This window comes from Solirhodobacter olei (assembly GCF_004010155.1).
Classification (GTDB): Bacteria; Pseudomonadota; Alphaproteobacteria; order Rhodobacterales; family Rhodobacteraceae; genus Solirhodobacter; species Solirhodobacter olei.
The window spans coordinates 23,670-34,598 of record NZ_RRYH01000043.1 but is presented as its reverse complement, the minus strand read 5'-3'; the positions used below and the strand labels follow the sequence as shown (position 1 = coordinate 34,598).

The 10,929-nt window shown below is 63.2% G+C and carries 6 protein-coding genes and 1 pseudogene; all 7 read right to left on the bottom strand.

What is annotated here, in order from left to right:
- Positions 1–68 precede the first annotated feature (68 nt).
- The gene (locus EIP85_RS20855; protein ID WP_164871839.1) at positions 69–1,337 is read right to left on the bottom strand and encodes a Fic family protein; all 1,269 of its coding nucleotides are present in this window, start codon (positions 1,335–1,337) and stop codon (positions 69–71) included.
- 329 nt (positions 1,338–1,666) lie between these two features.
- Positions 1,667–2,367, bottom strand: a pseudogene (locus EIP85_RS20850) (IS6 family transposase).
- Positions 2,368–2,529: 162 nt separating this feature from the next.
- Positions 2,530–4,566: an ATP-binding cassette domain-containing protein gene (locus EIP85_RS22915; protein WP_164871838.1), complete on the bottom strand. Its 2,037-nt coding sequence runs from the start codon at positions 4,564–4,566 to the stop codon at positions 2,530–2,532.
- Positions 4,567–4,617: 51 nt separating this feature from the next.
- Positions 4,618–5,802 carry a sugar ABC transporter substrate-binding protein gene (locus EIP85_RS20840; protein ID WP_127904148.1) on the bottom strand — a complete coding sequence of 395 codons (1,185 nt, stop codon included), beginning with the start codon at positions 5,800–5,802 and terminating at the stop codon, positions 4,618–4,620.
- A gap of 339 nt (positions 5,803–6,141) precedes the next feature.
- Positions 6,142–7,323, bottom strand: a complete 1,182-nt coding sequence (gene doeA / locus EIP85_RS20835) for an ectoine hydrolase DoeA (RefSeq protein ID WP_127904147.1) — start codon at positions 7,321–7,323, stop codon at positions 6,142–6,144.
- A 573-nt stretch (positions 7,324–7,896) separates the two neighbouring features.
- Positions 7,897–8,556: a YjbF family lipoprotein gene (locus EIP85_RS20825; RefSeq protein ID WP_164871837.1), complete on the bottom strand. Its 660-nt coding sequence runs from the start codon at positions 8,554–8,556 to the stop codon at positions 7,897–7,899.
- Entirely contained in the window at positions 8,553–10,640 is a 2,088-nt protein-coding gene (locus EIP85_RS20820) for a YjbH domain-containing protein (RefSeq protein ID WP_127904144.1), read from the bottom strand. The genes EIP85_RS20825 and EIP85_RS20820 overlap by 4 nt, the downstream gene beginning before the upstream one ends.
- Positions 10,641–10,929 lie beyond the last annotated feature (289 nt).

Genomic DNA, 10,929 nt, shown 5'->3' with positions numbered 1-10,929 from the left:
ACCTACGCCAACGTCGGACCACGAGCAAGTTGGCAATCCCCCGTACCGGTCCGAGAAGCTTTCTGCCATTACGTCTGTTCCTGCAGGAGGCCATCGAGGTCCGCCGGGCGGAGCCGGTAGCGGATGACATTGCCTTCATGGAGACCGCGCACCTGTTCGCCAACATAGGCGACCACAGCGTCCCGATCCTCCTCCGGGATCGCGGCTTCGGTGGCCATGGCCAGAACCTCGTCCGCCCGGAAGGCCTTGAACTCCAGCACGCAGCGCCGGACGGCCTCGCGAACAAATTCGCGGTAGGCGAGCGCCGCCTTTTCCGGGGTTTCGACCTCGGCGCGCAGCACGCGGTATTTCTCCGCCGAGGCGAGATAGCTGTCGATATAGACCTCGCGCAGCAGCGCGACATTGTTCAACTCGTAGATGCCGATCAGCCCGTCGATATAATTGGCATCATCCATGGTCAGGAACGACATGGGGGCAAGATCGGCCTTGAGCAGCGGTACGTTGGAGGCGACCCGCGATGTCCGTTTGTTGATGTCGATGAAGGCTTGCAGATACGGGATATGGACGAGCAGGAAGAATGACTGCTCGAATGGATCGGCGATCTCTGCCGCCTTGGCGATCAGGATGTCGAACTCCTCGGCAATGGTGACGGCGTCATCCAGAGGCTTGTAGCTGGAGTGCGAAATCCCGACCGCGCCGACGCGAAGGCGACCGGCCATGCCCGGATCGCCGAGCAGGCCGTCCGACAGTAGGGCATGGATGGCAAACAGGTCGGCGCGCCGCAAGGTTATGTCATCGAGATTATCGACAACGTACTGGATCGCCTCCTTGTGGTTCAGGATCATCAGCGCTTCTTTGCGGTCCTTGCCCGCAGCTTCCTCGCCAAAGCGGATCAGGCGCTCGGTTTGCAGGATGTCATAGGTGTTGCCCTCCATCCGCGAGGAGGCCCATGACAGGTCTACGAGCAACTGCTCCAGGATACGCCGTGCGTAGGTTCCGGCAGCAATCGGCCCGCCCGCAGGCCGCCCCGCTTCCAGTAAGCGCGCCCGGTCAGCCTCGGTAAGATAGTAGGTCTTGCCCGGCACATAGGCATCGAGGAAGTCCTTGCGGTAGGCGACGGGCGGACGGCGGTTGTAGGGCGTGCTCAAGTGCGCCCGCACCACGGCTGACCCGGCAATGGTGTAGCCGGTCGCCCGGCCCTTTCCCGAGACTTCAAGCCGCCCCTCGTCAACGAGCCGCCTGAGCGTCCGCCACACCGTGCTGGGATCATCTTCCGGTGCTACCGCACGCCGGATCGCTGCCCGGCCTGCACCGGGATGGTCTGCGATATAGTCCAAAATGGGTTGGTCCGGGGACGGCATGCAACGATAACCTTATTGCTCACAACGATTATCTATCTACAAAATAACATTTTTCCATATCCCTCAAGCTTTCGTTGCAAGGATTCTGCAACGATTTTTGCCGCCAAGGCGCATGCAACGATTCAGGAAACGCCGTGCAACAAATAAATAGCTGTAAATGCTGGATTATCCAAACTGGATGACAAATCGTTGCACCTCTCTTGCAACGAAAGCTGCCGCGCAGGCCCAAAGGGCGTGCCTGTCAGTGTTTAGACGGGATTGCCAACTTGTCAGGCCGAAATCGGCATGGGCCTGAGTGGTGTTCGTCAGGCGCTCATTTCGAGGGCATAGATAGCCCAGAGATCGAAGGCATCGGATCTGGCGTGTCGCCAAGAGGAAGCGGAGAGACGATAGCGGCGGGGTCGTAAGAGCGTGTCGACCTGGTCATGGGCGGCGAGGAACCTCTGGGCCTGTTGAACCGCCCCATGATCTTCTCGCGCTTTCGGGTCGACCTGTGCGATCCCTCGATGCGGTTGTTGAGCCCCTTGCGCGCGCGGTGATCCGCATCGGGTGCGAGATGGCCGATCGGGCTGGTATAGCTGCGCAGCTTGTCGGTGACGACGACACGCGGAGTGCCGAAGCGGCCGATCAGTCGTACCAGAAATCGCTTCGCCGCCTTCGCATTCCGCTGCTTCTGTACCAGGATGTCGAGCACATCGCCCATCACATCGACCGCTCGCCACAACCAGAACTTCTCCCCGCCGATCGGGACGACGACCTCGTCGAGGTGCCACTTGTCGCTGGCGGCCGGCCTGTCGCGCCTGATGCAGGCGGCGAAGTGGCTCCCGAAGCGGTTCACCCATTGCCGCACGGTTTGCCGGCTAACGATCACGCCGCGCTCGGCAAGCAAATCCTCGACATCCCCGGTACTGAGCGCGAACCGGTGATAGGCCCAGACCGCGTAAGCCACGATCGCGCGAGGAAAACGATAGCCCTTCAGGCGCGGCATCGTGTCGGGAATATTCATCCTCGGCACCTACGCCAACGTCGGACCACGAGCAAGTTGGCAATCCCCTCGAACCCCCGACCCCATCATTACGAATGCCTAGGGCAGGGGGGTGGGCCCAACGAAAAGGGGGCAGCCTACCGCCTGGCAGGCCGCCCCAGTTACAGGCAGGTTTCCGGATCGCTATCGCGAGGTTTCACCCCGACGCCGCACCACCACGTCGACGGTGATGGAGGCCAGCAGGACAAGTGCCGTCGCCATCAACTGCACGGCGGCCGGCAGTCCGAGCAGCGCCATGCCGTTTACGATCGCCGCGATGACCACACCACCCAAGACCGGGTGCAGAGGGTGTCCTCTGCCACCGAAGAGGCTGGTCCCCCCGATCACTGCCGTCGCCACGACATAGAGCACGATCGTGCCGCCGTCGAAGCTGGTGGAGATCGACCGCAGGCGAGAGGCGTAGATGATGCCACCGATCCCTGCCGTCATCGCTGCCAGCGTGAACGCCAGCATGCGGATCCTTCCGAGGTTCACACCCGCACGCCTGGCTGCCTCGGCGCTGCCGCCGATAGCGTAGATGTAGCGCCCGAAGCGTGTCCGGCCCAGCAGGACCGACCAGGCTACCAGCACTGCGAAGACGATCGGGATCACCCAGGGCATCCCATTGATCGGGAAGCGCGGGATACCGCGGTCGAAGTTAGACACCAGCACCAGGACAATCCCCGAGAGGGCGGCTGCCCCGATCTTCAGCGCGGTGAGGCCAGGCGGCGGGGCGACGAGGCCGCTTTGCCGGCGGATCCGGTCCTTCCGCACGGTCATGACCGCGTAAATGGCCAGCACCAGTGCCGTGGCGATCCAGCCGCCGGCGCGCGTAAGCGTGCCATTGGCGAAGTTGTTGATCACCTCGTTCGGGATCGGGATGGTGCCGCCAGCGCCCAGAAGCTCGATCATCACACCTTGGAAACCGAGAAGCCCGGCCAGAGTGACGACAAAGGAGGGCAGACGGACCTTGGTTATCAAGAGCCCCTGGATCGCGCCGAGAAGCCCTGTTGCGACCAGCGCCGCGATCACCGCGGCCCACCATGGCCAGTCGGTTCCCGGCTGAACCAGCATTGTGGCGACCGTCCCCCCGATGCCAGCGATGAAGCCGAGTGACAGGTCAATCTCACCCAAGAGAAGCACGAAGACCTCGCCCATGCCGATCAGCATGAAGACGGAGCCTTGCACCAAAAGGTTCACAACGTTCCCGGCAGAGAGGAACTTCGCATTCTGGGTCTGGAAGATCCCGGCGATCAGGATGACGCCCAGAAGCACCGGCAGAACCCCGCTCTGCCCGGCCAGAACCTTGGTCCAGGTCGAACTCAGGAAGGCCCCAAAACTCTGGGACTGTCCAGCTCCCACGACGGCGGAGCGTTGCGTGTCGGCTTCGTCACTGCCGGGCAGGGAGGCCGGTGTGCCAGGCGGCGGACGTTCGGCTTTCACCTTTCCCAGACGTTCGGAACTGCCAGTGGTCATCAGCTCCACTGTAAGCGGGACGTCGAACTCGTCAGCAGGGCCCTGAGCCACCATCTTGCCAAGCCGCAGCACCGCGATACGGTCGGCGACGGCGAAGACGTCGTTGAGGTTGTGCGACACCATCATCACGGCGAGGCCCTGATCGGCCAGGCGGCGCACCAGCGCCAAAACCTGCCGGGTCTGGGCGACGCCGAGCGCTGCTGTCGGCTCGTCGAGGATGACGAGCTTGGAGTTCCACATGACCGCCTTTGCGACTGCGATCGACTGCCGCTGCCCGCCCGAGAGCGAAGCCACCGGCGCGCGGATCGAGCGCAGGGTGGTGACGTTGAGGCTCGCCAGCGTTTCGGCGGCGGAGCGTTCCATGCCGTCCTCGTCCAGCATTCCGCCGGAAATGCGTTCGCGGCCCAGGAACATGTTCTGGACGATGTCGAGATTGTCGCACAGCGCGAGGTCCTGGTAGACCACCTCGATCCCCAGTGCCGCGGAATCGCGCGGGCTGCGGATCCGAACCGTCTCGCCATCCCAGATGATCTCGCCGCCGTCGGCTTCGTGGATGCCAGCGATGGTCTTGATCAGCACCGACTTGCCGGCACCGTTGTCGCCGACGAGTGCAGTCACCTGGCCAGGTGGCAAATCCAGATCGACGCCGCCCAGGGCCTGGACGGCGCCGAAGTTCTTTTCGATCCCCCGGACGCGGAGGAGCATATCTGCTCCTCCGCCCGGCTCTTGAATAGAGCTTTCTGCCATCGGCTGGGCTTACGACTTGATGCCGGCAGCCGCGCAGGCCTTGGCCATGTTACCGGCGCAAAGCTTCTTGGCGGAGACGAAGCCGTCTTTCACCACGGTCGCGTTCATGTTCTTCGGGGTGACCCAGTACGGCGTAAGCAGAACCGAGGGCACTTCGATCTTGGCTTGCGAATCCATAGTCTTGCCATTGACCAGAGCCGCCGGCGGGGTTTCGCCCGCGCGCAGGTAGATCGCCAGCGCGGCCGCCGCTTGCGCTTCCAGGTAGATCGGCTTGTAGACCGAGCCACACTGGTAGCCGGAGAGAATGTTCTGCATCCCCGTCAGCGTGCCGTCCTGACCCGTGGTCGGGAATGAATGCGGCGGAACCTTCAGCGTCTTCAGGTAGGAGATAACTGCGTTGGCGTTGCCGTCGTTAGGCGTGACCACCGCGTTGATGTTGTTATGCGCTGTGAACTGCTCTTCGAACGTGGTCCGGGCCACCGAGGGGTCCCAGGTGCCTGCCGGCTCGCCCGCGTTCTTATAAGCGCCCGATTTGAACTTCGGTTCCAGCACGCTCATGTAGCCCTGCTTGAAGAGCGTGGCGTTGTTGTCCGTCGGGGCACCCGCCATCACCAGGATGTCCGGCTTCTTGACGTTCCAGGCCGCAATGCACTGTTCCATCCCCTGGCCGATCAGCTTGCCGACCGCGACGTTGTCGAAGCTGACGTAATAGCCGCGGCTGCCGCCAAGCGTCAGGCGGTCATAGTCGATAACGGCAACGCCGTGCTGCTTGGCATAGGTCTCGATCGAGGATCCCACGCCGGAGGAGATCGGGTCCACCACCAGCACGGTCGCACCTTGCGAGATGTCGGTCTGCGCCTGGGTTAACTCGCTCGATTCCGAACCCTGGGCATTGGTGATGATCACGTCGCTAGACTTGATCCCGGCTTTTTCGAAGGCCTTCTTAAGGTAGGGCTCGTCGTACGAGGTGTAGCGCGCGGAGGTCGCGGTCTCCGGCAGCAGCACGCCGATCTTGCCCTTGCCCTTGGCGACGACCGACTTCAGTTGGCCCATCGCGGCGAAGCTGGCGTTGAACGACCCGGCGGTGATGCCCTGCGCGATTGCGCCGCCCGCCGTCAGGCCGAGGGCCAGCGCGGTGCAGCCGAGCAGCCGGGCCACGCTCGGTGCGCAGTCTGTTTGAATAAGACGTTTCATGGGGTTTCTCCTCCTCTGAGGTTTTGCACGGACATGGCTCTATGGCCGTAGTCCGCGATGTTACCGCTAACATCGTCATTTGAGACGTGGCAAGGCGCAACTCCGAGAGAGAGGACTGCGCCCAATCACAACTTGCGGAGCGACCGGACTCCTCGCCGGAACGCTCCGCGTGCGTGAGCATGGCCTGTGAGCCACAGCAGCCGGAATGCACGATCGGCTCACGGGTTGTCGCGATCCCGTGATGCTTCAGGTTGACGTCGCGTCCACAAACTCGCCCGCGCGCAAGCGCAGAAACGCTTCACGCGCGGGCCGGAGCAAGCCCTCATCCCATGGGTGTCTTCAGTCTTTCACAAACAGCTTGCGCGGGACGTCAGCGAGGCAATCGACACCGGTTTCGGTAATCAGGATAGATTCGGTGATCTCCAACCCCATATCCTCGAGCCATAGCCCGGTCATGAAATGAAAGGTCATGCCTGGCCGCAGCTCGGTCTTATCGCCCGGGCGCAGCGACATCGTGCGTTCGCCCCAGTCCGGCGGGTAGGAGACCCCGATCGGGTAGCCGGTACGGTTGTCCTTGACGATGCCGTGTTTTGCGAGGACGGCGAAGAAGGCCGTGGCGATATCCTCGCAGGTGTTGCCCGGCCGAGCAGCCTCCAGCCCGGCCTCCATCCCTTCAAGCGTCGCCTTCTCCGCATCGAGGAACGCCTGGGTCGGCTTGCCGAGAAAGACCGTGCGAGAGAGGGGACAATGATACCGGTGGAAGCAGCCGGCGATCTCAAAAAAGGTGCCTTCGCCGGACTTCATCGGCTTGTCGTCCCAGGTCAGATGCGGGGCGGAGGCATCGGCGCCGGAGGGCAGAAGCGGCACGATGGCGGGGTAGTCCCCGCCAGCGCCGGCGACGCCGCGGATCCCGGCATCGTAGATCTCGGCTACCAGATCGCATTTGCGCATGCCGACCTCGACGGTATCCAGGATGCGGGCGTGCATTCCCTCGACGATCCGGGCCGCCTGGCGCATGTAGCCGATCTCTGTCTCCGATTTCACCGCGCGCTGCCAGTTCACCAGCGCCGTGCAGTCGGAGAAGCGTGCATCGGGTAAGTGCTTCACAAGGCTCGCGAAAGCGGCGGCTGTGAACCAGTAATTGTCCATCTCCACGCCGATGCGAAGCTTGCCGAGGCCACGATCGGCGAGCTGAGCGGAGAGATAGTCCATCGGGTGCCGCTCGGTCGACTGCACATAATGGTCGGGGTAGCCGATAATATTTGCCTCGGCGAGATACGCGGTGCGGCGGGCGCCGTTGGCGTCCTGGCCGCGGCCGAACCAGATTGGCTCTCCCGAAGGCGGGACGACGACGCACTGATGCACGTAAAAGGACCAGCCGTCGTAGCCGGTCAGCCAGTTCATGTTCGAGGGATCGGTAACGATCAGCAGATCGATACCCTTCGCGGCCATCGCCGCCCGGGTCTTCTCCAGCCGCGTCGCATATTCCGCTCGGCTGAAATTCAATGCAACTTCCCCCATCGTGCCCTCCGCATTCTGTCGGGGTCACTCTGCCTCCTGGGAGGGGCAGGGTCCAGAGCCCGTGCGGACATGAAAACGCCACGGCCCAAAGGGGCCATGGCGCAAATCTTTCGAAGGCGAGAAATCTCGGCCGGGATCAGTTCGTGCCGGAGGTCGACCCCGAGGAGCCCGAGGAGCCCGTCGAGCTAGTCCCGCTGCTGCTGCTGCTCGAGCCAGCCGCGACACCGATGGTCACTAGGCCGGCCGCCACAAGCCCTATGGTGCCAATGCCAAGGCCGGCACCCGCAGCAGCAGCCGCACCGGCTGCTGCCGCACCGGCACCGGCACCGGCCGCGGCACCACCTGCGCCGCCCGCGATACCGCCCGCAGCGGGCAGGGGCGGCGGCGGCGGTGCTACCTGTGCCAACGCCGTGCCGGCGGAGAGCAGAATTACCGCAACAGAGAAAGGCAACGTTTTCATTTTCTGCATCCTTCCGGTTGTAAATCTTTGCCGTACCATAGTCCCGGATTGCCCTCCGGTCTAGCGATTCAAAGGAAAGATACGATCTTCCCGCGAGATTGTCGCCCTGCCGCTCATTCCGCCAGATTTTCCAGCAGAATCTGTCCGACGAATGGCCCGACCCATTGAAGCGACTTGCGCATCACCGGCCCCGGCTCGATCCAGAACTCGTTTTGGAACGCGCCAGCCGGGCTTTCACAACTTTCGCTGATATGCCGGGTCTTATAGGTGAGACCGATGATAGTGATCGTTTCCTCTCCCAGAGTGCTCAGGGTGCAGGTCGCCGTGATGAGCCGGGCTTGGTCCAGAGAATCGAGCGACCAGTAGCGGGCGCCTACCGTTCCCGTGCCGCGGGCGATATCGGTGAGGCTAGGCAAATCGGCCGAAGTCAGGTCTCCCGGCAGGCCGTGGGTGGCGACCACGATCCCGTTGCGGGTGCTGACCTCGTCCTGTGCACCATCGGCCCAGGTGATTACATTGCCGTTGCGGGCATAGAAGCTCAGAAGCGTTGCCGTGTGGAATTTCGGAATCGAGGCTCGCAGAAGCGGTGCCTTGACCGCGCGAACCTGAGCCCGGGTCAGCTGCATCGCCAGGGGAGGGCCGGACTTGTGCGCGCCGAACTGGCCGCGAACGGCCCCGGCGATCTTTTGGAACGTCGGCGAACTGCCGGTGTCGCCACAGCCGGCCAAGAGCGCCACGATCAGAAGCGGCAGGGTGAAGCGCAGTGATCTCATTGGAACACCCTCCCCCATTGGCTGTTGAGATCGCCGCTGCGATAAGCTCGCACGACGCCGTAGAGCCGCCCTGGTACGTCGAGCTGGGCGCCACCATCGCGCTGGATCGGGCGCAGCACGGTGCTGATCGAGGTGGTCGAGGGCTGGCCGAGCATCCAGGACACCGGGATTGACAGGAAGATACCCTTGTCAAAGGAACCTTCGCCGAAGTCCTTAAAGGAGACATTGGTCAGTGTAGCGAAGGCGCCGACCTTCCAGCCGTTCGGGAATTCCCGCGCCAGTGTCAGCGTCGCGCCCTTGTCGCCGGCAAGGTAGCGACCGACATCAAGTTGTGCGGAATAGCCGTGGTCAAATTGGTAGTAGGCCGAGAGGAAGCCTGTGACGACGCCGTAGTTAAGGAAGCCGAGGCCGATGTTGTAATCGCGTTGCCTTGCATAATCGAGCTCGGCCCCCAGCGCGAAGCGGCTTGCCGGGCGCGCCCAGAGGACTTCTCCCGAAACTCCGCCGAACATCCGTTCGAAATAACCTGCCGAGATGCGGCCGAAGAGGTTCGGGCCGAGCCGGTCGTAATAGGCCATCGCAAGCCGCTCGAGCGCGGGATCGCCATGTTTGTCATAAAGATCGTAGTCCGAGCGGACGTGCGGCAGAATAGAGTTCGATGTCCGGTCAGATGTGCTGAGGTTGCCGAATACCCGTTTGGTGATCGACCCGTAGGCGACGAGCCCCGGCGCGAGGTTGACGGCGGCCGAAAGGCGAACGCCTAGATCCGCACGCAGTGGATCGTTCGGGTCGAAGAAGGCGGTACGCAGATATGGGCCAATAGACCAGCTCAGATGCGGATAGAGATTCTTGGCCCGCAGCACCGGCGCCGCCAGCGGCGCGACAGGGGCCAGGCTTACTCGGGCGCGTAGCTTGCCTGCATTGTCTGGTGCGAATTCCAGCTTCTCCAGATCGCTTCGCTTGATGGTGACGGTGGCCAGCGGCAGGCCGTCGATGACGGGGACGATCCGGAAGACCTCCACCGAGTTCGGCAGGGTCTGGCTCAGTGCCCGCGCCGCCCGGCCGATTGCCTCCGCGCCAGAGGAGAAGGTCGAGTTGCGGAAGCGCAGGACCGCGGTCGTTCCCGTCAGCTGTAGTGTTTCGAGCTTGAGCCCCTCGCGGGCAAGGAGAGTCGCTGTGTTGTCGCGCAGAACAGTCAGTGTGGTTGGCTCTGTCACCCAGGAGGGCGACCAGGAGGCCGGATCCTGCTTCGGGCTCGGCCGCACACGGACCGGAACTGGCCCGGGGCTGCGAACCGGCCCGGCCGGGCTGTTCGATGGATCGAGCGTGAACTGCAGGCTGAAGCCGATCCTGGAGCCGTAGAGCTCATAGATCCCGAGCCGCGTCGTCTGCCCGAGGTCGTATTCCAGTCCAGCGTTGATCGGGATCCTCCGGTGGAAGAGGTGGTGGACGTCGGCCTCCTGCTCATAGGCGTCAGAGGAATATTCCGCCTTCAGCCGCAGCTTGTCGGAGATCTGCCACTCAACCCCTCCAAAGGGCGCGACCGGGCCGTGGAAGAACTGGTGGATCGAGGGCGTACCGCCCTTGCCAACGTCGATCGCCGGCCGGGGGCCAAAGGTCGTTGCGATCGAGCCGAAACTGCCGAGCCGACCCCAGCCAAGGCCCGCAGTGAACTTCAACCGCGGGGTGACGGATTTCGTCGCCACGAGGTATTCGGCGGACATCAGGCCGGTGCCGACAAAATCCTGAAAGCCAACCGTCACTGCCGGCCGGTAGTGGCCCTCGGACAGGAGCTGGTAGCGCAGGTCGAAGCTGCGGTCGAAGTAGGTCGTGGGGCTGCTGTTCGGGCTCCAGTGCGCCCAGGCCGAATAGCGGAAGCTACCCGATAGGCGCGGTGTTATCTGGAAGCTCAGCGTTGTTCGGGTGATCGGGCCGAAATTGCCGACGGAGACATTGAGCACTCCGTCCTTCTGCATCTCGGCCGAAGGCATGTCGATCAGCCCGGTTGTCCCCAGCAGGTTCAGTGAAGGATGGCTGGCGAGCCCATCCGCGAGCGCCGCCCCTGGAAAAAGCGCGACGCTCATGAAGAGCCTCGCGGCCCAGCCCGCGCCTCGTCCTGCCAATCGGCCTGATCGCATTTGTCCCCCGACATTTTTGGCGGGCACAGTAGGTAGCGGGTCGGAAGGCGGCAAGGCCGGTTGTGCCCTGCCGTGTCCGAAATGTTGCGCGGCCAGCAACCTATGGCTGATCTGCAACGCCTCAACCTTGGGCGGTGCTCCACAGTCACAACGCTGCGGCTGGCGCGATGTCGGGTTGTAATTGTATGCGATCCCCTCTACGCCTTTTTTGAATTGGGAATTCAAGGCCGCCGTC